Source organism: Streptomyces sp. NPDC104226 (genome assembly GCF_055584085.1).
This window is the reverse complement of record NZ_JBVJMS010000006.1, coordinates 527175-549426: the sequence shown is the minus strand read 5'-3', so window position 1 is coordinate 549426 and position 22252 is coordinate 527175. Positions and strand designations below refer to the sequence as shown.

The 22252-nt window shown below is 73.1% G+C and carries 19 protein-coding genes and 1 other RNA gene; 16 read left to right on the top strand and 4 right to left on the bottom strand.

Annotated features, from left to right (window positions below; all coding sequences use genetic code 11):
- The first annotated feature begins 42 nt into the window (after positions 1 to 42).
- From ACZ60J_RS21825 to ssrA, 3 genes are all read left to right on the top strand, one after another.
- Positions 43 to 1275, top strand: a complete 1233-nt coding sequence (locus ACZ60J_RS21825) for a S41 family peptidase (RefSeq protein ID WP_469684017.1) — start codon at positions 43 to 45, stop codon at positions 1273 to 1275.
- Positions 1276 to 1293: 18 nt separating this feature from the next.
- Positions 1294 to 1779: an SsrA-binding protein SmpB gene (gene smpB, locus ACZ60J_RS21820; protein ID WP_399384519.1), complete on the top strand. Its 486-nt coding sequence runs from the start codon at positions 1294 to 1296 to the stop codon at positions 1777 to 1779.
- A 128-nt stretch (positions 1780 to 1907) separates the two neighbouring features.
- Positions 1908 to 2296: a transfer-messenger RNA gene (gene ssrA / locus ACZ60J_RS21815) on the top strand.
- A gap of 58 nt (positions 2297 to 2354) precedes the next feature.
- On the opposite strand, the gene ACZ60J_RS21810 is transcribed toward ssrA, so the two are convergent.
- From ACZ60J_RS21810 to ACZ60J_RS21800, 3 genes are read right to left on the bottom strand one after another with little or no spacing between them, the layout of a single operon-like run.
- Positions 2355 to 2612 (bottom strand): Txe/YoeB family addiction module toxin, encoded by a 258-nt coding sequence (locus ACZ60J_RS21810; protein ID WP_330330711.1) that lies wholly within the window; start codon positions 2610 to 2612, stop codon positions 2355 to 2357.
- Positions 2609 to 2884 (bottom strand): type II toxin-antitoxin system Phd/YefM family antitoxin, encoded by a 276-nt coding sequence (locus ACZ60J_RS21805; protein WP_469684015.1) that lies wholly within the window; start codon positions 2882 to 2884, stop codon positions 2609 to 2611. The genes ACZ60J_RS21810 and ACZ60J_RS21805 overlap by 4 nt, the downstream gene beginning before the upstream one ends.
- A gap of 29 nt (positions 2885 to 2913) precedes the next feature.
- Positions 2914 to 4218 carry an MFS transporter gene (locus tag ACZ60J_RS21800; RefSeq protein ID WP_469684013.1) on the bottom strand — a complete coding sequence of 435 codons (1305 nt, stop codon included), beginning with the start codon at positions 4216 to 4218 and terminating at the stop codon, positions 2914 to 2916.
- 84 nt (positions 4219 to 4302) lie between these two features.
- Between ACZ60J_RS21800 and ACZ60J_RS21795 the strand changes: the two genes are divergently transcribed.
- The 8 genes from ACZ60J_RS21795 to ACZ60J_RS21760 all read left to right on the top strand — a co-directional run bounded on the left by ACZ60J_RS21795 (position 4303) and on the right by ACZ60J_RS21760 (position 14395).
- Entirely contained in the window at positions 4303 to 5295 is a 993-nt protein-coding gene (locus ACZ60J_RS21795) for a LysR family transcriptional regulator (RefSeq protein ID WP_469684011.1), read from the top strand.
- Between the two features lie 113 nt (positions 5296 to 5408).
- The gene (locus ACZ60J_RS21790) at positions 5409 to 6779 is read left to right on the top strand and encodes a nitrate/nitrite transporter (protein WP_469684009.1); all 1371 of its coding nucleotides are present in this window, start codon (positions 5409 to 5411) and stop codon (positions 6777 to 6779) included.
- Between the two features lie 194 nt (positions 6780 to 6973).
- Entirely contained in the window at positions 6974 to 8134 is a 1161-nt protein-coding gene (locus ACZ60J_RS21785; protein ID WP_469684007.1) for a uroporphyrinogen-III synthase, read from the top strand.
- A gap of 83 nt (positions 8135 to 8217) precedes the next feature.
- Complete coding sequence (locus ACZ60J_RS21780; RefSeq protein WP_469684005.1) at positions 8218 to 8760, top strand: GNAT family N-acetyltransferase; 543 nt, start codon at positions 8218 to 8220, stop codon at positions 8758 to 8760.
- A gap of 110 nt (positions 8761 to 8870) precedes the next feature.
- Positions 8871 to 9440: a CGNR zinc finger domain-containing protein gene (locus ACZ60J_RS21775; protein WP_469684120.1), complete on the top strand. Its 570-nt coding sequence runs from the start codon at positions 8871 to 8873 to the stop codon at positions 9438 to 9440.
- A 127-nt stretch (positions 9441 to 9567) separates the two neighbouring features.
- Positions 9568 to 11898 (top strand): HelD family protein, encoded by a 2331-nt coding sequence (locus ACZ60J_RS21770; protein WP_469684003.1) that lies wholly within the window; start codon positions 9568 to 9570, stop codon positions 11896 to 11898.
- Positions 11899 to 12358: 460 nt separating this feature from the next.
- Positions 12359 to 13783, top strand: coding sequence for an NAD-dependent malic enzyme (locus tag ACZ60J_RS21765; RefSeq protein WP_469684001.1), 1425 nt, complete (start codon positions 12359 to 12361; stop codon positions 13781 to 13783).
- Between the two features lie 330 nt (positions 13784 to 14113).
- Positions 14114 to 14395, top strand: a complete 282-nt coding sequence (locus tag ACZ60J_RS21760; RefSeq protein ID WP_007264399.1) for an HU family DNA-binding protein — start codon at positions 14114 to 14116, stop codon at positions 14393 to 14395.
- 200 nt (positions 14396 to 14595) lie between these two features.
- Here ACZ60J_RS21760 and murA read toward each other — a convergent pair whose 3' ends face one another.
- Positions 14596 to 15939, bottom strand: a complete 1344-nt coding sequence (gene murA / locus ACZ60J_RS21755; RefSeq protein ID WP_469683999.1) for a UDP-N-acetylglucosamine 1-carboxyvinyltransferase — start codon at positions 15937 to 15939, stop codon at positions 14596 to 14598.
- A 273-nt stretch (positions 15940 to 16212) separates the two neighbouring features.
- Here murA and ACZ60J_RS21750 point away from each other — a divergent pair, with 273 nt between their 5' ends.
- From ACZ60J_RS21750 to ACZ60J_RS21730, 5 genes are all read left to right on the top strand, one after another.
- Positions 16213 to 16773 carry a YqgE/AlgH family protein gene (locus ACZ60J_RS21750; protein ID WP_469683997.1) on the top strand — a complete coding sequence of 187 codons (561 nt, stop codon included), beginning with the start codon at positions 16213 to 16215 and terminating at the stop codon, positions 16771 to 16773.
- A gap of 61 nt (positions 16774 to 16834) precedes the next feature.
- Positions 16835 to 17122, top strand: coding sequence for a DUF3039 domain-containing protein (locus ACZ60J_RS21745; RefSeq protein ID WP_243337322.1), 288 nt, complete (start codon positions 16835 to 16837; stop codon positions 17120 to 17122).
- Positions 17123 to 17309: 187 nt separating this feature from the next.
- Complete coding sequence (locus tag ACZ60J_RS21740) at positions 17310 to 18959, top strand: beta-N-acetylhexosaminidase (protein WP_469683995.1); 1650 nt, start codon at positions 17310 to 17312, stop codon at positions 18957 to 18959.
- A 199-nt stretch (positions 18960 to 19158) separates the two neighbouring features.
- On the top strand, positions 19159 to 20091 hold the full coding sequence (locus ACZ60J_RS21735) for an FAD binding domain-containing protein (protein ID WP_382976312.1): 933 nt from the start codon (positions 19159 to 19161) through the stop codon (positions 20089 to 20091).
- Positions 20088 to 22229, top strand: a complete 2142-nt coding sequence (locus ACZ60J_RS21730; RefSeq protein WP_469683993.1) for a (2Fe-2S)-binding protein — start codon at positions 20088 to 20090, stop codon at positions 22227 to 22229. The genes ACZ60J_RS21735 and ACZ60J_RS21730 overlap by 4 nt, the downstream gene beginning before the upstream one ends.
- Positions 22230 to 22252 lie beyond the last annotated feature (23 nt).

Genomic DNA, 22252 nt, shown 5'->3' with positions numbered 1-22252 from the left:
AACCACCCGTACCGCCGCGGGCCTTGTCCTAGACTCGGCGCCATGCTGGGCTTGCCGAGTGGTTCCGACTTCTGTATCCGGCCCCGCGACGTGCGTCGCGGGGCCGTTCTGACGTTGGTCGTCCTCGCCGCCGTGGGGGCCGGTGCGGGTGCCGGGAGCGGGGGTTCCGGACCCGGTGCGTTCGCGGGCACCTCCGGGCTCGTGGCGCGTGCGGAGCCCGCCGGGCCCGGGCCGGTGACGCACTCCCCGCCGCCGCTGCCCGCGCAGCGGCGGGCGGCCACCGCCGACCGGGACGAGGTGGCCCGCGCGGCCGCCGAGGCCGTCGCGGAGGGCAAGTCCGCCAAGTCGGCGGCCCAGGACGTGGTCAGCCGCAGCGGGGACCGCTGGGCCGCGGTGTACGACCAGGGGGAGTACGAGGCCTTCGCCGAGGACCTGGACGGCCAGTGGACGGGCGTCGGCCTGTGGGCCGGGCGGCTGCGCGACGGCCGCATCGAGATCGACCGGGTGCAGCCCGACAGCCCCGCGGCGCGGGCCGGGATGCGGGCCGGGGACCGGCTGCTCAGCATCGACGGGCAGGGCGTGACCGGGCTGAGGGTGGCCGAGGTGGTGGCCCTGCTGCGCGGTGAGGCCGGCACCCCCGTGGAGCTGAAGCTGACCCGCGGCGGGGCCGACGTCACGGAGACCGTGCGGCGCGAGAAGCTGCGCAGCGAGCCCGTGACGGTACGGGAGCTGCCCGGCGGGATCACGGTCATCAAGGTCGCCTCCTTCACCCGGGGTTCCGGCGACCGGGTCCGTTCCGCGGTCCGGGCGGCCCCGGCCGGCGGCGGGGTCATGCTCGACCTGCGCGGCAACACCGGCGGCCTGGTCACGGAGGCCGTGACGGCCGCCTCCGCCTTCCTGGACGGCGGGCTGGTGGCGACGTACGACGTGCGCGGTGCGCAGCGCGCCCTGTACGCGGCCCCGGGCGGCGATACGGCCCGGCCGCTGGTGGCGCTGATCGACGGCGGCACGATGAGCGCGGCCGAACTGGTCACCGGAGCCCTCCAGGACCGCGGCCGCGCGGTGGCGGTCGGCACGCGCACCTTCGGCAAGGGCGCGGTGCAGATGCCGACGGAGCTGCCGGACGGCTCGGTGGCGGAGCTGACGGTGGGGACGTACCGCACTCCGGCGGGCCGCAACCTGGACGGTGCGGGCATCACCCCCGACCTGGTGGCGGCGGACCGGGTCGAGGAGCGGGCCCGCACGGTATTGGGTGGCATCGGAGTGGGTCCGTAGTGCGAAAATGACCGCACTATGGCTAAGGAAACAGGGCGCAAGCTGATCGCCCAGAACAAGAAGGCGCGGCACGACTACACGATCATCGACACCTACGAGTGCGGCCTCGTGCTCACGGGTACCGAGGTCAAGTCCCTGCGTCAGGGCCGCGCCTCGCTGGTGGACGGCTTCGTGTCGGTGGAGAGCGGCGAGGCCTGGCTCTACAACGTGCACGTGCCGGAGTACAGCCAGGGCACCTGGACCAACCACAGCGCGCGCCGCAAGCGCAAGCTCCTCCTGCACCGCGAGGAGATCGACAAGCTGGAGTCGAAGACGGGGGAGACCGGCAACACGATCGTGCCGCTCGCCCTGTACTTCAAGGACGGCCGGGCCAAGATCGAGATCGCGCTGGCGAAGGGCAAGAAGGAGTACGACAAGCGGCAGGCGCTGCGCGAGAAGCAGGACACGCGCGAGACGAACCGGGTGATCTCGGCCGTGAAGCGCAAGGAGCGCGGCCAGCTTTAATGTCCTGGCACGCGGTGGTCCACTTCGCGTACCATGGCGTCAGCACCACGCGCTTGCGGGTGGTGCGGGTCGAGCGGGACGCATGGAGAGCGCCTGCTGGATATCAATAACTGAACAGCGTGAAACATGGGGATGATCGGTTTCGACAGCGGATGTCGATGTAGGGGAAGCGAGCCGAGAAAGCGGCAATGATCTCGTTAACCATATGTCGCAAAAAATAATCGCCAACTCCAAGAGCGATAACTCCCGCTTCACCCTCGCTGCCTAATAACAGTGAGCTGAAGCCTCTGTGAGGAGCGTCAGCCCGGAAGTGGTCCCGGTCCGGATCCTGGCGTCAATTAGGGATCTAAACCTCTAACTCCGGTCACGGGGGATAGAGGGAAATCAAACAGTGACTGAGCCCGTCGGAGACTTGTCCGTGTGATCTCCGGGGCCGAGAAAAGCGCAGCGGAATGCGCTCGGAGAAGCCCTACTTCTGCACCGTTGGACGCGGGTTCGATTCCCGCCATCTCCACAACCCCCATGTTGGGCGAAGGCCCCGCGGCCGTCAGGCTGCGGGGCCTTTGTCATGCCCGTCAGTAGTGGTAGCGGGCCTTCAGGATCTTCACTTCCTTCTCGTCGGCCCGGTAGACGAGACGGTGTTCGTCGTCGATCCGGCGGGACCAGTAACCCGACAGTTCGCCTTTCAGGGGCTCGGGTTTACCGATCCCACCGAAAGGGTCGCGCTGGATCTCGCCGATCAGGCGGGTGATCCTGCGGGCCATCTTCCGGTCCGACGCGAGCCAGAAGAGGAAGTCGTCCCAGGCCGCGGGGTCGAAGTGGACGCTCCTCACTCCTCGCCCCCGGCCATCTCCTTCAGCTCGTCCAGGGTCCTGCTGACCGTGACCGCGCCCTCGCGGTCGCGCGCGACCGCTTCCATCAGGCGCTTCGCGTTCTCCGGCGACCGGAGGAGGTAGACGGTCTCCTGCCAGGAGTCGTAGTCGTCGGCGGCCATGAGGACGGCGTCGCCGCTCTTGGACGTGATGCGCACCGGAGTGTGATCGGTGTTGACGCGCTCGATGAGCGGGAAAAGGGTCGCTCGGGCCTCGCTGGCGCTTATGGACATGGCGTCACTCCATTCTCGACGGTACGTGACTACCGTACCAGTCTCGTACGGGAAAGTGGTACGAGTCGCTTGCTGCCCAGGAGGAGCGCCAGCAGGGCCGCGGTCGCGGGCAGGGCGTACGGGGCGGTCGTGCCCCAGTGGTCGATCGCCGCGCCGGCCGTCGCGGAGCCCGCCGAGATGCCGGCGAAGATCGCGGTGACGGCCAGGGTCATTCCCTCGTTGAGCCGGCCCGGCGGGATCACGGCGTGGATCCGGGACATCGCGGTGACCATGACCGGGGCGGTGGCCATGCCGGCCGCGAGCAGGGCCGCCGCGAGGGCCGGTACCGAGCCGGTGGCCGCCGCGGCCAGGGGCAGGGTCATGGCGAGGGCCAGCACGCCGAGGCAGACGGGCAGCCCGCGCGGGCGCAGGGTGCCGTAGAGCAGGCCGGCCAGGCAGGAGCCGGCCGCCTGAAGGGCGATGACCGGGCCCGAGAGCGCGCCGAGGCCGTGGCCGCCGAGGTGGGCGACGGAGGTGATCTCCAGCGAGCCGAACATCGCGCCCAGCACGAAGAAGAGGGGCAGGAGGCGGCCCAGGGTCCGCAGCGGGGACGTGCCGCGGACCGGCGCCGCCGCCGGCGGCTCCGTGGCGCGGTGGGCCGTGAAGACCAGCATCCCGGTCAGGAGCAGCGCGGCGCCGGCGAGCGTGCCCGCTTCCGGGAAGACGGTGGTGCAGAGGAACGCGGCGACCACCGCCCCGAGCATGTACGCCAGTTCGTCCGCGGCCTGTTCGAAGGACATCGCGGTGTGGTGCGCCGCGGGGTCGCCCTTCAGCAGGTGCGTCCAGCGGGCGCGGGACATGCCGCCGATGTTGGGGGTGGTCGCGGTCGCGGCGTAGGAGGCGAAGAGGGTCCAGGCGGGAGCCTCGGTGCGGACGCACGCCACGAGCGAGAGCGAGCCGAGCACGGCGATCAGGGTGGCGGGCACGGCGATGCGGGCCTGCCCGTACCGGTCGACCAGCCGGGCCGTCCAGGGGGCCACGACCGCGGTGGCCGCCAGGCCGGCGGCGACGACCCCGCCGGCGAGGGCGTACGAGCCGCGCTGGCCCGCGATCATCATGACGGCGCTGATCCCGAACATGCCCATGGGGAGCCGGGCGACGAGGTTCCCGGTGGTGAAGCCGCGCGTACCGGGGAGCGCGAAGAGCCGGCGGTACGGGCCCGGGGCGCGGGTCGGCCGCGTGCGCCGCGTCGGGGCGGCGGCGAGCACCAGGGTGGAGCCGGTGACGGCCATGAGCGGGGCGGCGGACGGCGGGCCGGACGGCGTGGACGTGGTGGGCATGGACGTGGTGGGCATGGGTCAAGGCTCGGGCCGGCGCCCGACCGCGGTCCAACACCTGTTCGGGGCCCATTCACCGCTTCCTGTTGTTAGTCTCCGCAGGTGACGCCCCGAGACGTGGAACCCCGCCTGCTGCGCGCCTTCCTCGCCGTGGCCGAGGAGCTGCACTTCACCCGTGCCGCCGCCCGCCTCTACGTGGCCCAGCAGGCCCTCAGCCGGGACGTGCGCCGGCTCGAACAGACCCTGGGCGCGCCCCTGTTCGTCCGCACCACCCGCGCCGTGGAGCTGACCCCGGACGGGGAGCGGCTGCTGCCCCTGGCCCGCGGCGTGCTGCGGGCCCACGAGGAGCTGGCCGGGGCGTTCGCGGGGCCCCGGCCGCTGCTCGTCGACCTCAACACCGATGGCCCCGGCACCGCCCGCACCGTCCTGGACCGGGCCCGCGAACTCGCCCCCGACTGCGAGCTGATGGCCCGCTTCGAGTCCGGGCTCACCCACGCCGCCGCCGAGATCGCCGCGGGCCGCCTCGACGTCTCCTTCGGGTACGCCGACGGCCTCGACCCGGCGCTGCGCGACCGCCTCGACCGGACGCCGGTACGGTACGAGCCCCTCGCGGTGCTGCTGCCCGAGGGGCACGCGCTGGCCGCGCTGGACGCCGTACCGCTGGACGCACTGCGCGGGGAGACGGTGTACACCGGGGCCGGGAACCCGCGGACCCGGGAGTGGACCGGGCTGGCGCGCGAGCTGTTCGCCGGCCGGGGCATCGCGTCCGCACCGCCCGCGCCGGTGGCGGTGGGCAAGGAGGAGTTCCGCCGGGTCATGGCCAAAACGGGCCGCCCCGTCCTCGCCACGGTGGGCTTCGTCGACCTGCCCGGCTGCGTCAAGCGGCCGCTGACCGCCCCGGTCCCGCTGTCGCCGCTCTCCATGGTGTGGCGGAAGGGAGCGGGCCATCCCGGGCTGGACGCGCTGCGCCGCGCCGCCGCGGAGCTCGGGGCGGGGCACGGCTGGCTGGAGGTGCCCCCGGACAGCTGGCTGCCCGCGCTCACACCGGCCGCCCTCAGCCCCACCACGCTCACACCCGGCCCCGGCAGCGGGTGAGTGCAAGGTTTCCCGCCGGTCATCCGGCGGGGACCGGGGCCGAAACGAGCCCTTCCTACGGTCGTCACCACGGACGAGACGCGACGTGATCGCAGCAGCTGTGGAGGCGTGTGATGACCAGTACGACCGCACCGCGCAAGGGGGGCCGCTGGATCGAGCGGTGGGACCCCGAGGACGAGGCCTTCTGGCGGGAGACGGGGGAGAAGACCGCCCGCCGGAACCTGGTCTACTCCGTGCTCTCCGAGCACATCGGGTTCTCGATCTGGTCCCTGTGGTCGGTGATGGTGCTGTTCATGGGCCCGCAGTACGGGATCGACCCCGCCGGGAAGTTCGCCCTCATCGCCACCGCCACCAGCGTGGGCGCCGTGGTCCGCGTGCCCTACACCTTCGCCGTGGCCCGCTTCGGCGGCCGCAACTGGACGGTCTTCAGCGCCCTGCTGCTGCTCGCCCCGACGGTCGCCGCCTGGCTGGTGATGGAGCCCGGGACCTCGTACACCACCTTCGTGCTGGTGGCCGCCCTGACCGGGGTCGGCGGCGGGAACTTCGCCTCCTCGATGACGAACATCAACGCCTTCTTCCCGCTGCGCAAGAAGGGCTGGGCGCTCGGCCTCAACGCGGGCGGCGGCAACATCGGCGTCCCCGTCGTCCAGCTCGCCGCCCTGCTGGTCATCGGCACGGCCGGGGCCGGGCACCCGCGGCTGCTGCTCTCCGCCTACATCCCGCTCATCGTGCTTGCGGCGACGCTCGCCGCCCTGCGGATGGACAACCTGGAGACCGTCCGCAACGACACCGGAGCCGTACGGGAGGCGGTCCGCGACGGGCACACCTGGATCATGGCGTTCCTCTACATCGGCACCTTCGGCTCCTTCATCGGATACAGCTTCGCCTTCGGCCTGGTGCTCCAGACGCAGTTCGGTCGCACCCCGCTCCAGGCGGCCTCGCTCACCTTCATCGGACCGCTGCTCGGCTCGCTCATCCGGCCCGTGGGCGGGGCCCTCGCCGACCGGTTCGGCGGCGCGCGGATCACCCTGGGCACCTTCGTGGCGATGGCGGCGGCGACCGGAGTGGTGATCGTGGCCTCCGTACGGGAATCCCTGCCGGTGTTCCTGGTCGGCTTCGTGGGGCTGTTCGTCCTCAGCGGGCTCGGCAACGGCTCCACCTACAAGATGATCCCCGGCATCTTCCAGGCGAAGGCGCTGGCCCGCGGGATGAGCGGCGAGGACGCGGCCGCGTACGGGCGGCGGCTGTCCGGCGCCTCCATGGGACTCATCGGTGCGATCGGCGCGGTCGGCGGGCTCGGCATCAACCTGGTCTTCCGGTCGGCGTTCCTCAGCTCCGGCTCGGGCACGGCGGCCTTCGTGACCTTCCTCGGCTTCTACGCGGTGTGCTGCGCCGTCACCTGGGCGGTATACCTTCGCCGGCCCGCCCGGGTGATGATCCCCACGGCCGGTGCGGAGGCGAAGCCGCAGCTCACCTCGGTGTAACGACGGCCACACGCCGGTTAACGGCACCGAAATACGCGTGAACCGAGCCTGATACGCCCCCAGGGCAGGCTCGGTTCACGCGAACGTCACGCATGCGGGTGACCGCGACCCCGGACCCCGATACCGGACCCGGACATCGGACCAGGACACCGGCCCCCGACACCGGACCCGACCACTGCGCGAGGCAGGTCACCATGCACGACCAGGACATCCCCACCGGTCCGCCGGCCGGCCCGCTCGCCGGATTCACCGTCGGGGTCACCGCCGCCCGGCGGGCCGACGAGCTCATCGCCCTGCTGCGCCGCCGCGGGGCCACCGTGCTGCACGCGCCCGCCCTGCGGATCGTGCCGCTCGCCGACGACGCCGAACTGCTGTCCGCCACCAAGGAGCTGATCGGCTGCGCACCCGACGTGGTCGTGGCGACCACCGCCATCGGCTTCCGCGGCTGGATCGAGGCCGCCGACGGATGGGGGCTCGGCGAGGAACTGCTCGGACGGCTGCGGGAGACCGAACTGCTGGCGCGCGGACCGAAGGTGAAGGGGGCGATCCGGGCCGCCGGGCTCGTGGAGACCTGGTCCCCGCGCTCCGAGTCGCTCGCCGAGGTACTGGACCGGCTGCTCACGGCCGGGGTGGCCGGCCGGCGCATCGCCCTCCAGCTGCACGGGGAGCCGCTGCCCGGGTTCGTCGAGGCCCTGCGGGCGGGCGGGGCCGAGGTGGTCGGCGTACCCGTCTACCGGTGGATGGCGCCGGAGGACCTCGGGCCGCTGGACCGGCTGATCGACGCCGTGGCCGCGGGCGGCGTGGACGCGGTGAGCTTCACCTCCGCACCGGCGGCGGTCTCCCTGCTGTCACGGGCCGCGGAGCGGGGCGTACGGGAACCCGTGCTCGCGGCGCTGACCGACGGGTCGGTGCTGTCGGCGTGCGTGGGCCCGGTGACGGCCCTGCCCCTGCAGGCGGAAGGCGTGCCCACCGTGCAGCCCGAGCGCTTCCGGCTCGGACCCCTCGTGCAGCTCCTGTGCCAGGAACTCCCCGGCCGGGCCCGGGTGTTCCCGGTGGCCGGACACCGGCTGGAGCTGCGCGGCCACGCGGTCCTGCTCGACGACGAGCTGCGCCCCGTACCGCCGGCCGGCATGGCCCTGCTCAGGGCCCTGTCCCGGCGCCCGGGCTGGGTCGTGGCCCGCTCCGAACTCCTGCGCGCCCTCCCGGGTGCGGGCCGCGACGAGCACGCGGTGGAAACGGCGATGGCCCGCCTGCGCGTGGCCCTGGGCGCCCCCAACCTCATCCAGACCGTCGTCAAGCGCGGCTACCGGCTGTCCCTGGACATGGCCGCCGACACGAAGTACGCGGACGCCTGAGGGGTGCGGGTGCAGGCGCGAGCACGGGCAGCGGTACGGGTGCGGGTATGGCCGGGGCCCGGACCGTCCGTTAGCGTGCCGGGATGATCGTTGACGGTGTGGAGATGAGGGAGATCCGGGAGGCGGACGCCGCCGGGGTCGCCGAGGTGCTGGACCGGAACCGCGCGTACATGGAGCCCTACGAGCCCTGGCGGGCTGCGGACTTCTACACCGAGGCGGCGCAGCGGATTCGGATCGGGGAGCTGCTCGCGGCCCGGGAGGGCGGGCGGGCCCGGCCGTTCGTCCTGGTCACCGCCGACGGGGTGGCCGGGGCGATCAACCTCCAGAACATCGTGCGCGGAGCCCTGTGCAGCGGCTCCATCGGCTACTGGATCGACGAGGCCTGGACCGGCAAGGGGCTGGCCACCGCCGCACTGCGCGAGGTCATCCGGATCGCCCGCGACGAGGAGGGGCTGCACCGGGTCGAGGCGGGCACGCGCGTCGAGAACCTGGCCTCGCAGCGGGTCCTCGCGAAGGCGGGCTTCGAGCAGTACGGGCTCGCGCCCCGCTACCTGCACGTCGGCGGGGACTGGCAGGACCACCGGCTCTTCCAGCTGCTGCTCAACGACGAGCCGCCCGCCCTCTAGTGCCGTGCCGGGCGCCGCGACCCGGTGGACCTTTCCGGTCGCGGCACTAGCCGCCGGCCCCGGAGACGGGCACTCTGGGGGCACGCCCCGAGAGGGAGGCGGTGACGGGCATGTGGTTCGACTCCGGGCGGGTCTGCCTGGACCTGGTGGCTGCGTTTGAACCTCTCGCGAAGACCGGGGGCATCCGTGACGGCGACGGGCTGTGCCTGTGGCTCACCGGAGCCGGGCTGGTGCCCGACCGGACGCCGCTGAGCTGCGTCGGGGACGACTGGGTGCACGCCTTCCGGGTGCTGCGCGCCGACGTCGAGAGCCTCGTACGGGCCGAGCTGGCCGGAGCCGCGCCGCCCGGGCCCGCGCTGGCCCGGGTCAACGCGGCGGCTGCCGGTCCACCCCCGAGACTGTGTGCAGTGCAGGACCAAGAAGGTCACCTCGTACGGGAGTTGTGCGGCGGCGTCGAATGCGCCGGCCTGCTGGCCGCGGTGGCCCGGGACGCCGTCGAACTGCTCACCGACCCCGGCGAACGGGAACTGCTGCGGGCCTGCGAGGGCGACGGCTGCGCCCGCGTCTACCTCGACACCTCGCGCGGACACCGCCGCCGCTGGTGCTCCAGCGAGCTGTGCGGCAACCGCGAGCGGGTGGCCCGGCACCGGCGCCGCGTCCTGGAATCCCGCCCGGGCTGACCCGGACCGCGGCCGCCGGGGGCGTGATCTTCGTCCTGATCCGCGAGCCGTCCCGGAAGGGGCGTGCGCGGGCGGGCCCCTTGGCGTACGGTTGACGGCTGCCCATGCACGTCAGAAAGGGGCTTTGGTGGCCGCGCAGAATGCCGCTGTCGACAGCACGGCGGATTCCGTCCGCGATCGGGAGATCGCGGTCGAGCAGACGCATCTCGATCACGTGTACCGACGCCTTGAGGAGAAGATCCACGAGGCGGAGTTCCTGATGAACGACGCCGCCAAGCGTGGCCAGGTCGGCACGCCCGGCGCCCTCGCGGAGCGGGACGCGCAGGTGTTCCGCGCCGGGATCCACCTCAACCGTCTCAACAACGAGTTCGAGGACTTCCTGTTCGGCCGCATCGACCTGGTCCTCGGCAAGGACGGGGAGCGGGGCCCCGACGGCGCCTTCACCTCCGTCGAGCCCGCCGACGACGCGATCCGCACCGACCTCACGGCCGACATCGCCGAGACGCTCCACATCGGCCGCATCGGAGTCCTCGACTCCGACTACGCGCCGCTCGTCATCGACTGGCGCGCCCCCGCGGCCGCGCCGTTCTACCGCTCCACCCCCAAGGAGCCCGGCCGCGTCGTGCGCCGCCGGGTCATCCGCTCCAAGGGGCGCAAGGTGCTCGGCGTCGAGGACGACCTGATGCGCCCCGAGGTCACCGCGTTCCTCGACGGCGACGAGCTGCCCGTCATCGGCGACGGCGCCCTGATGGCCGCCCTCGGCCGGGCCCGTACCCACTCGATGCGCGACATCGTCTCCTCCATCCAGGCCGAGCAGGACCTCGTCATCCGGGCGCCCGCCGCCTCGGTCGCCGAGGTCGCGGGCGGACCCGGCACCGGCAAGACCGCCGTCGCCCTGCACCGCGCCGCCTACCTGCTCTACCAGGACCGGCGGCGCTACTCCGGCGGCATCCTGATCGTCTCCCCGACCCCGCTGCTGGTCGCCTACACCGAGGGCGTCCTGCCCTCCCTCGGCGAGGAGGGCCAGGTCGCCATCCGGGCGCTCGGCTCGCTCGTCGACGGGGCCGAGGCGACCACGTACGACGACCCGGCCACCGCACGCATCAAGGGCTCGTCCCGGATGCTGAAGGTGCTGCGCAAGGCCGTACGGGGAGCCCTGGAGTTCGGCGGCCCCGGCGGGAACCCCGCCCCCGACCGGCTGCGCGTGGTGGCCTTCGGGCGCCGCCAGGAGCTGGAGGCCCCCGATCTCGACCGGATCCGGCAGAACGTCCTGTCCGGTACCGCCCCGGTCAACCTGCTGCGCCCGCGCGCCCGCAAGCTGCTGCTGGACGCGCTGTACTCGAAGTCCGGCGGGGCGGGCCGGCACAGCGACCCGGAGCTCGCCGCCGAGCTGCGCTCCGCCTTCGACGAGGACATCTCGACGGAGGACGCGTTCGTCGACTTCCTGAACGCCTGGTGGCCCGAGCTGACCCCGCGCGGGGTGCTGGCCTCCATGGCGGACGAGCGGCGCCTGGCGCGCTGGTCGCGCCGGGACCTCAACCCGCGCGAGACCCGGCAGGTGGCACGCTCCCTGCGCCGGGTGGGCCCGGACGGCAAGGGCGCCCTGTCGGTGCACGACGTGGCGCTGCTGGACGAGCTCCAGCAGCTGCTGGGCGCGCCCGCACGGCCCAAGCGCAAGCGGGAGCTGAACCCGCTGGACCAGCTGAGCGGGCTGGAGGAGCTGATGCCGGGCCGCGAGGAGACCCAGTGGGAGCGGGCCGAGCGGATCGCGGCGGAGCGCACCGAGTACGCCCACGTCATCGTCGACGAGGCGCAGGACCTGACGCCGATGCAGTGGCGGATGGTCGGCCGTCGCGGCCGGGGCGGCACGTGGACGGTGGTCGGCGACCCGGCGCAGTCCTCGTGGACCGACCCGGAGGAGGCGGCCGCCGCGCGCGACGAGGCGCTGGGCACGCGGCCGCGGCGCAAGTTCACCCTCACGGTGAACTACCGCAACCCGGCCGAGGTCGCGGAGGTCGCGTCGAGGGTGCTGAAGCTGGCGGCGCCGGGCACGGAGCCGCCGACGGCCGTGCGTTCCACGGGCCTGCAGCCGCGCTTCACGGCGGCGACGCCCGATGAGGGGGGTCTGCGCGCCACGGTGGTGGAGGAGACCCGGCGGCTGCTGGAGCAGGTGGACGGCACGGTCGGCGTGGTCGTGGCGATGGACCGGCGCGCCGAGGCCGCGGGCTGGCTCGCGGACCTGGGGGAGCGGGCGGTCGCCCTGGGCAGCCTGGAGGCGAAGGGCCTGGAGTACGACGCCACGGTGGTCGTCTCCCCGGCGGAGATCGCGGACGAGTCCCCGGCGGGCCTGCGGGTGCTCTACGTGGCCCTGACCCGGGCGACCCAGCAGCTGACGGTGATCTCCACCGAGCGGGACGCCCCGGACGCCGAGGGGGTCGCGGCGCTGCTGCAGCCGTAGGGGGTGCCCTGCCGATCAGGCCGTACGGCCGGTTGGTCGGCGGCCAGGGGCGTGGTCCCGCAACCGGTCGCCGGTGGGGGGATCACTTCGGGCGAACCTTTGTTAGCCTGGGTTACGGCACCGACTCGATCCAAGCCCCCGGGCCCAACCTTAGTCGCCTAGAGCGACCACTTGCCGCGAGGCGAGCATGGCGGGTCGGTGTCATAGACGTAGGAAGCACCAGGTCCGCGTCCTCCACTCAGTGGAGGGCGCGGACCTTTTTTGTATGGGCCACCCATTCCGCAGGCGCGACTTATCTCGTATGGTGGAAGAGTTCTTCCGAAATTTGTAGCTGGTTACCTTGTACCGGCTGGTAGGTGGGACGATCGGACAACAGGTCCTGCCGCACCTGCCATGTTTCGGCCGGAGCAGCGCCGGGCCCTGTGTAAAAAAGAACCAGGGACAGAAGAGGAACACGGCCATGGCAACGGCGCCCAGCGTCTCGTACTCGATGACGGTCCGCCTGGAAGTGCCCGCGAGCGGTACCGCGGTCTCCCAGCTCACCACCGCCGTGGAGTCCTCCGGTGGCTCGGTCACCGGCCTCGACGTGACCGCATCCGGCCACGAGAAGCTCCGCATCGACGTCACCATCGCCGCGACGTCCACCGCGCACGCCGACGAGATCGTCGAGAAGCTCCGCGGGATCGAGGGCGTCAGCCTCGGCAAGGTCTCCGACCGAACCTTCCTGATGCACCTCGGCGGCAAGATCGAGATGTCGTCCAAGCACCCCATCCGCAACCGCGACGACCTCTCGATGATCTACACCCCGGGCGTGGCCCGCGTGTGCATGGCGATCGCCGAGAACCCCGAGGACGCGCGGCGCCTGACCATCAAGCGCAACACCGTCGCAGTCGTGACGGACGGCTCCGCCGTCCTGGGCCTGGGCAACATCGGCCCCATGGCGGCCATGCCTGTCATGGAGGGCAAGGCGGCCCTCTTCAAGCGCTTCGCCGACATCGACGCCTGGCCGATCTGCCTGGACACCCAGGACTCCGACGAGATCGTGGCCGCCGTCAAGGCCATCGCCCCGGGCTTCGCGGGCATCAACCTCGAGGACATCTCCGCGCCGCGCTGCTTCGAGATCGAGGCCCGGCTGCGCGAGGCCCTCGACATCCCCGTCTTCCACGACGACCAGCACGGCACCGCCATCGTGGTCCTCGCCGCCCTCACCAACGCACTGCGCGTGGTGGGCAAGGCCGTTGGCGACGTCAAGGTGGTCATGTCGGGCGCCGGCGCGGCCGGTACCGCCATCCTCAAGCTGCTCCTCGCCGCCGGCGTCAAGAACGCCGTCAGCGCCGACATCCACGGCGTCGTGCACGCGGACCGCCCCGACCTCGTCGACGCGGCCGCGGACTCCCCGCTGCGCTGGATCGCGGACAACACCAACCCCGAGGGCTACACGGGCACCCTGAAGGAGGCCGTGGTCGGCGCCGACGTCTTCATCGGCGTCTCGGCCCCCAACGTCCTGTCGGGCGAGGACGTGGCCGCCATGGCGGAAGGCGCCATCGTGTTCGCGCTCGCGAACCCGGACCCCGAGGTGGACCCGGCGGTCGCCCGCCAGACCGCCGCCGTCGTGGCCACGGGCCGCAGCGACTTCCCGAACCAGATCAACAACGTGCTGGTCTTCCCGGGCGTCTTCCGCGGCCTGCTGGACGCCCAGTCCCGCACCGTGAACACCGACATGATGCTGGCCGCCGCGAGCGCCCTGGCCGACGTGGTCGGCGAGGACGAGCTGAACGCGAACTACATCATCCCGTCGGTCTTCAACGACAAGGTCGCCGGCGCGGTCGCCGGAGCCGTCCGCAAGGCCGCCTCCACGGCTGTGACGGCGCCCACCTCCGCCTGATCCCCGGCGCGTCGCGGGATGCGGGCCCCCCGAGCCGCCCATAGGGTTGCGGGGATGCCCGCGTGGCCCGCGGTCCGCGTCTGAGGACGTCTTCCGGAGACCATCCGGGCGTCTTCCGGTGCGGACGGAGCGTCACCGCGGCGTGACTGTGGCGCTTTTCGTGTGACCCCGGCGGGTGCCGGATTGGCTTTCCCGCCGGTGGTGGGGGCAGGATGCGTAACCGGGCGAGAGGGTCTGACGTCAGACCCGGGTCCGGGGACTGTCCTAGGGCCCTGGCAGCATCGGCTTCGATCTCACGCCTCTAAGGCACGTTGAACACGGGAGTACAACATGAACCGCAGTGAGCTGGTGGCCGCTCTGTCCGAGCGCGCCGAGGTGACCCGCAAGGACGCCGACGCCGTTCTGGCCGCGCTCGCCGAGACCGTCGGCGAGATTGTCGCCAAGGGCGACGAGAAGGTCACCATCCCCGGCTTCCTGACCTTCGAGCGCACCCACCGTGCCGCTCGCACCGCGCGCAACCCGCAGACCGGCGACCCCATCCAGATCCCGGCCGGCTACAGCGTGAAGGTCTCCGCGGGCTCCAAGCTCAAGGAAGCCGCCAAGGGCAAGTAGTCCGCCCTTGTGCCGGGGGCCCGCAGCGGCTCCCGGGACGGCAGTAGTACGTAGTACCGAGAGGCGGCCGCCCGGCACCGGGTGGCCGCCTCTCGGCGCTCCCGGGGCCGCACACGGCTCCCGGGAGCCAGAACGCCCCCACGGGCCCTGCACGGGGCCTGTGGGGGCGTTCTGGGTCGTTCTGTGCGGATCCGTGCCCGTCAGACGAGGTCGCCGCCCGGGAGCTCGACCTTGGCGCCCAGTTCCACGAGCTTCTCCATGAAGTTCTCGTAGCCCCGGTTGATCAGGTCGATGCCGTGCACCCGGGAGGTGCCCTCGGCGGCGAGCGCCGCGATCAGGTACGAGAACCCGCCGCGCAGGTCGGGGATGACCAGGTCGGCGCCCTGGAGCTTGGTGGGCCCCGAGACGACGGCCGAGTGCAGGAAGTTGCGCTGGCCGAAGCGGCAGGCGCTGCCGCCCAGGCACTCCCGGTAGAGCTGGATGTGCGCACCCATCTGGTTGAGCGCGGAGGTGAAGCCCAGACGGGACTCGTAGACCGTCTCGTGGACGATCGAGAGGCCGGTGGCCTGGGTCAGCGCCACGACCAGCGGCTGCTGCCAGTCGGTCTGGAAGCCCGGGTGGACGTCGGTCTCCAGCGCGATGGCGTTGAGCGGGCCGCCCGGGTGCCAGAAGCGGATGCCGTCGTCGTCGATCTCGAACGCCCCGCCGACCCGGCGGAAGGTGTTGAGGAAGGTCATCATCGAACGCTGCTGCGCGCCGCGCACGTAGATGTTGCCGCCGGTGGCCAGCGCCGCGGACGCCCAGGAGGCGGCCTCCAGCCGGTCCGGGAGCGCCTTGTGGTTGTAGCCGCCGAGGCGTTCGACACCGGTGATCCGGATGGTCCGGTCGGTGTCCATGGAGATGATCGCGCCCATCTTCTGCAGGACGCAGATGAGGTCTTCGATCTCCGGTTCGACGGCGGCGTTGCTGAGCTCGGTGACGCCCTCGGCCAGGACGGCCGTCAGCAGCACCTGCTCGGTCGAGCCGACCGAGGGGTAGGGCAGGCGGATCTTGCAGCCGCGGAGGCGCTGCGGGGCCTCCAGGTACTGGCCGCCCTCGCGCTTCTCGATGGTCGCGCCGAACTGGCGGAGCACCTCGAAGTGGAAGTCGATCGGCCGGCCGCCGATGTCGCAGCCGCCGAGGCCGGGGATGAAGGCGTGGCCGAGGCGGTGCAGCAGCGGACCGCAGAAGAGGATCGGGATGCGCGAGGAGCCCGCGTGGGCGTCGATGTCGGCGACGTTCGCGCTCTCGACGTGCGAGGGGTCGAGCACCAGCTCGCCCGGTTCGTCACCGGGGCGGACGGTCACCCCGTGCAGCTGGAGCAGCCCGCGCACGACCCGGACGTCCCGGATGTCCGGAACGTTGCGCAGCCTGCTGGGCTCGCTGCCCAGCAGGGCGGCGACCATCGCCTTGGGTACGAGGTTCTTCGCGCCGCGGACACGGATCTCGCCCTCGAGCGGAGTTCCGCCGTGGACAAGCAGTACATCGTCACTGATGCCGGTCATGAATCTCGCGTTCCGGAGAGGGGTGGGCAGGGGGCCAGTGAAAAGGGTAAGGGGCATGACCCCCCTGTTCGTAAGGCTGACGGGGCCGTAGGACTGTCATGAATTCGGTACAACACCCTGGGTGCCCGCCAGGTGGCGGAGCGTCTCCTTCCGGGTACGGTCCGGCCGTGGGGCTGTGCGCGCCCCGAACTGCCGCGGTGCGCCCTGGACTGCGTACGGCCCGGATGTGCCGCCCACTCCCCCTCACGGGCGAATGTGCGAGATCATGGCGCCATGACCGAGGTGTCCTCCCTCACAGGGCGGCTGCTCGTGGCCACCCCCACCCTCGCGGACCCGAATTTCGACCGCGCGGTGGTGCTGCTGCTCGACCACGACGAGCAGGGCTCGCTCGGCGTCGTCCTCAACCGGCCCACCCCGGTGGGCGTCGGTGACGTCCTGCTGCCGTGGGCTCCGCTGGCCAAGGACCCCGGAGTGGTCTTCCAGGGCGGCCCGGTGGCACTGGACTCCGCGCTGGGGCTGGCGGTCATCCCGGGCGAGGAGGGGCCGCTCGGCTGGCGCCGGGTGCACGGGGCGATCGGCCTGGTGGACCTGGAGGCCCCGCCCGAACTCCTCGCGGCGGCCCTGGGGGGCCTGCGCATCTTCGCCGGGTACTCCGGCTGGGGGCCGGGGCAGCTGGAGGAGGAGCTGGGCGTGGGCGCCTGGTACGTCGTCGACTCCGAGCCGGGCGACGTCTCCTTCCCGGATCCGGAACGGCTGTGGCGCGCCGTGCTGCGGCGCCAGCGCAGCGAGCTGGCCATGGTGGCCACGTACGCGGACGACCCGTCGCTGAACTGAGCCCGCGAGGGGGCGGCACCGCGGATCCCCCGGGCGCGGGGGACTCGGTACCCTGGCAGTCATGAGCACTCTTGAGCCCGATCGCGGGACTGGTACGGGGACCCTCGTAGAGCCGACGCCGCAGGTGTCCCACGGCGACGGCGACCACGAGCGCTTCGCCCACTACGTCCAGAAGGACAAGATCATGGAGAGCGCGCTCGGGGGCACCCCCGTCGTCGCGCTCTGCGGCAAGGTCTGGGTGCCGGGCCGGGACCCGAAGAAGTACCCGGTCTGCCCCATGTGCAAGGAGATCTACGAGTCCATGGGCCCCGGCGGGGACAAGGACAAGGGCGGCAAGGACGGTAAGTAGCCGTCCGGCAGCGACGGCGAGCAGCCGTCCGGCCCTCCCGGAGCGGGACCAAGGCCCCCGGTGCGCACTCGTGCGCACCGGGGGCCTTTGCCGTTCCCGGACGGCGGGTTAGGGTCGCCGCGTCAGCGCCATGTGCGCCATGCGAAACGTGCGTTGCACACAGTGCAACGGTGGAGGAGTCGAGGCCATGCCCGAGTTGATCCCGCAGCCGCGGTACGCGCGCTTCCCGTCCGGCGCCGCAGCCTTCGAGCTCGCGGCCCCGCTCCTCGAAACCGGGCCCGGCGCCGCCGGAGCGGCCCGCTGGCTGCGCCGCGAGCTCGGCGCGGCCACCGGCTGGGACCTGCCGGCCCCGGTGCCGGGGGAGCCGTACGACGGGCGCACGGTGATCCGGCTCGTCCTGCGCCCCGGCATCGCGCGCGGGACGGGCGCGGAATCGTACGAACTCCACCTGAAGCCCGGCCTCGTCCTGCTGGAGGGCGCCGACGAGGCGGGCCTCTTCTACGCCGCCCAGACGCTGCGTCAGCTGCTCGGCCCGGACGCCTGCCGGCGGGCGCCGCTGCCGGGCGCGGTGTGGCGGCTGCCGTGCGGGGACATCGCCGACGGCCCCCGCTTCGGCTGGCGCGGGCTGATGCTCGACGTGGCCCGGCACTTCCTGCCGAAGGACGCGGTGCTGCGGTACGTCGACCTGCTCGCCGCCCACAAGCTCAACGTGCTGCACCTGCACCTGACGGACGACCAGGGCTGGCGGGTCGAGATCAAGCGCTACCCGAAGCTCACCGAGGTCGGCGCGTGGCGCTCCCGCAGCCGGTGGGGGCACCGGGCCTCCCCGCTGTGGAACGAGACCCCGCACGGCGGCTTCTATACCCAGGACGACCTGCGCGAGATCGTCGCGTACGCGGCGGAGCGGCACGTGCGGGTGGTGCCGGAGATCGACGTGCCGGGACACTCGCAGGCCGCGATCGCCGCGTACCCGGAGCTGGGGAACGCGGACGTGGTGGACACGGCGGCGCTGGGGGTGTGGGACGACTGGGGCGTCAACGAGAACGTGCTCGCGCCCACCGAGGCGGTCCTGCGCTTCTACGAGGGCGTCTTCGAAGAGCTGCTGGAGGTGTTCCCGGCGGAGGTCTCGCCCTTCGTGCACGTCGGCGGCGACGAGTGCCCCAAGGCGCAGTGGAAGGCCTCCGGGGTCGCGCAGGCGCGGATCTCGGAGCTGGGGGTCGACGGCGAGGACGGTCTGCAGTCCTGGTTCATCCGGCACTTCGACGGCTGGCTCGCGGAGCGCGGCCGCCGTCTCATCGGCTGGGACGAGATCCTGGAGGGCGGACTGGCCCCGGGAGCGGCCGTCTCCTCCTGGCGCGGCTACGCGGGCGGGATCGCCGCCGCCGAGGCCGGCCACGACGTGGTGATGTGCCCCGAGCAGCAGGTGTACCTGGATCACCGTCAGGCGGACGGCGAGGACGAGCCGATGCCCATCGGGTACGTACGGACATTGGAGGACGTGTACCGGTTCGAGCCGGTACCGCCGAAGTTGTCCGAAGAGGCCGCCGCCCACGTACTGGGCGCCCAGGCCAACGTGTGGACCGAGGTGATGGAGGACCAGAGCCGCGTCGACTACCAGGTGTTCCCGCGCCTAGCGGCCTTCGCCGAGGTGGTGTGGTCCCGGCTGCCGCTGCCCGAGGAGCGGGACCACGCGGACTTCGAGGCGCGGATGACGACGCACTACCGCCGCCTGGACGCCCTCGGGGTCGACTACCGGCCGCCCGGCGGCCCGTTGCCGTGGCAGCGTAGGCCCGGGGTGCTCGGCCGCCCGATCGAGGGAGCGCCCCCGAACGTGTGACGGGCCCCTGCGTACCCCGCGCACGGGCCCGTGCGCGGGGTCCTGCGGGGGTGGTGCGCCGGTGGCGTGCGGGCGGTGGACCCTCGCGTCCGGTGCTCCGGAAGATGTGCCAGAGTTGCCACGTCCCGGCGGTGAGCACGTACCGTACGGCGGACAGGCGAGAGCGCCGGGACCGGGACATCGGGAAGGGGCAGCTGGGTTGACCACGCACGCACCGCACGCACCGCAGGCACGGGACTCGTCCCAGGGGCCCCGCAGCGACCCGCGGGCGGGGAACGCGGCGCAGTCCGTGACGCTGCCGGCCTCGCTCGACGAGGCCGTGGCGGCGCTCGCGGCCATGCCCGCCGCCGTCCCCGTGGCGGGCGGCACCGACCTCATGGCCGCCGTCAACGCGGGACTCCTGCGCCCCGCCGCCCTCGTGGGCCTCGGCCGGATCAACGAGATCCGCGGCTGGCAGTACCAGGACGGCCACGCGCTCCTCGGCGCCGGCCTCACGCACGCGCGCATGGGCCGGCCCGACTTCGCCGCTCTGATCCCGGCCCTGGCCGCCGCCGCGCGCGCCGCGGGCCCGCCGCAGATCCGCAACGCCGGCACCCTCGGCGGCAACATCGCCACGGCCGCGCCGACGGGCGACGCGCTCCCCGTGCTGGCCGCCCTGGAGGCCGTGCTCGTCATCGTCGGGCCGGGCGGATCGCGGCGCGAGATCCCGGTCTCGCACCTGCTCGCCGGCCGGGAGATGCTCCGCCCCGGAGAGCTGATCGGCTTCGTGCGCGTCCCGTTGCTGCACGCGCCGCAGGTGTTCCTCAAGGCCACGGGCCGTACGGGACCGGGGCGCGCGACGGCGTCCGTGGGGCTCGTACTGGACCCCGCGCGCCGGGGTGTGCGCTGCGCCATCGGCGCGGTCGCCCCGATGCCGCTGCGGCCGCTGGAAGCCGAGCAGTGGGTCGCCTCGTTGATCGACTGGGACGGGGACCGCAGTCTGGCCCCCGAGGCGCTCGAAGCCTTCGGCGAGTACGTCGCGGCGGCGTGCGTGCCCGACCAGGGGGAGCCGGTGGCTCCCGCAGTACTGCATTTGCGGCGGACGGTGGCCGTGCTGGCACGGAGGGCCCTGGGGAGGGCACTGAGCTCATGAGTGAGAACGAGAACACGGGTACCGCGGGCTCGACGGGACCCGCGGAACCCCACTGGGGCTGGGAGCCGGTGCCGCACGGCGGCGAGTACGACTCCGACGCGACGGCCTTCGTGAATCTGCCGCAGGACATGCTGGACGCGCTCGGCACCGGGGAGCCCCTCGCGGCCCCCGGGCACGGCTACGTCCCGCCCCCGATGATCGTGCCGCTCGGCACGGGAAGCACGGATCCTGCGGCGACGGGCACGTGGACGATCCCGGTGCAGTGGCCGGAGGCGGGCGCGACGGCCCCGGCGGACTCCGGGGCGGGGACTTCGGGAGCCGGAGCTCCGGGGGCGGCGGCGCGGGCGCCGATCCCGGCGTCGGTGCCCATTCCGGCTTCGGTGGCCGCGGCGTTCGCGGAGCCGGTGGCCGAGCCGGTCGCGGAGCCGGTTGCGGAGCCCTTCGGCGAATCCTTCGGCGAGTCCCTCGGTGACTCCTATGGGGAGCCTTTCGCCGCCGAGTCCTTCGGAGAGCCTTCCGCCGAGTCCTACGCCGAGCCCTTCGGCGGGGACGGGGCCGCCGCGCACGAGTCGGGGACGACCGCCGAGTGGCGGTTCCCCGAGGCGGCGGAGAGCGACGTGTGGACCCCGGGAGGCGCCGGCGACACGGGCAGCTTCGGGCAGCTCGCGGCCGCGGCCGACTGGAGCCGGGCCCCCGCGACGCTGCCCGGCGGGGCCGCGGCCCCCTGGGCGACCCATCCGGACTTCGAGGGCGCGCGCGGGTACGCGGCGCAGCAGCCGGCCTCCGACGGTGGGGGCGCCGGTTCCGACGGTGCGGGTACCGACGGGCAGGGATTCGCCGTGCCCGGTTCCGACCCGCTGGGCTCCGGGGTGTTCCCCGGGGTGTTCCCGGGCGTGTCCGCACCGGCCGTCGGCACCTTCGGCTCGACCCCGGGACGCGGACCGCGCGTGCTGGGCGGCCCGGGGGTCGGCACCCCGCTGGACGGGGAGCCGGGCTACCCGGCCCCGCACGACATCGAAGCCGCCCACGGCCCGGCGCAGGTCCCGGACTCGGGGGAGCGGCAGCACCCGGGGAACGAGGGCGAAGCCCGGGGTGGGGCCGAAGCCCGGGGTGGGGTCGAAGCCCGGGGTGGGGTCGAAGCCCGGGGTGGGGTCGAAGCCCGGGGTGAGGCCGGGGCAGGTGCGGCCGGTGACCCGGGTGCGGGCGAAGCCGGAGGCCAGGGCGCGCACGAGGAGCACGGGGAGTGGGGCGGGCCCGGAGCCGGGGTCGTCGAGGCGGAGCAGGGTGACGGCGGAGCCGTGCCGGCCGCCGGCGGAGCGGGGGCCGCGCCCGCGCCGGGTCCGGACGACGCCGACCCGGCTGTCGAGGCGGCTCCGGCGGGGACGGCCGAAGGGGTTCCGGGCGAGGGGGCTCCGTACGAGGAAGAAGCCGCCGAGGAGGCGGACGCCGCGGCCGTCGCCCATCACGAGCACCCGTCGGCCTCCTACGTCCTGCGCGTCAACGGGGCCGACCGCCCCGTCACCGGTGCGTGGATCGGCGAGTCCCTCCTCTACGTGCTGCGCGAGCGCCTCGGCCTCGCCGGCGCCAAGGACGGCTGCTCGCAGGGCGAATGCGGTGCCTGCGCCGTGCAGGTCGACGGCCGGCTCGTCGCCTCCTGCCTCGTCCCGGCCGCCACGGCCGCGGGCAGCGAGGTCCGCACCGTGGAAGGTCTCGCGACCGACGGGGAACTGTCGGACGTACAAGAGGCGTTGTGCAGGTCGGGTGCGGTGCAGTGCGGGTTCTGCGTGCCGGGCATGGCCATGACCATCCACGATCTGCTGGAAGGCAACCACGCCCCCAGCGAGCTGGAGACCCGCCAGGCGCTGTGCGGCAACCTCTGCCGCTGCTCCGGGTACTCGGGCGTCATCGAGGCGGTGCGCGAGGTCGTGGCCGAGCGCGGTTCGGCGGCCGAAGCGGCCGCCGCGGCCTCGGCCGAGGCCCGGATCCCGCACCAGGCCCTGCCGGGCGAGGGCGGCGTCCACGGCATGCAGGGCGTGCAGGGCGTGCCGGGTCTGCAGGGCGTGCCGGGTCTGCAGGGCAATCAGGGGAACCAGGGGAACCACGGGATGCAGGGGAACGACGAGGGAGGCACGGCGTGAGCGCCCACGACGCGGCGACGGTC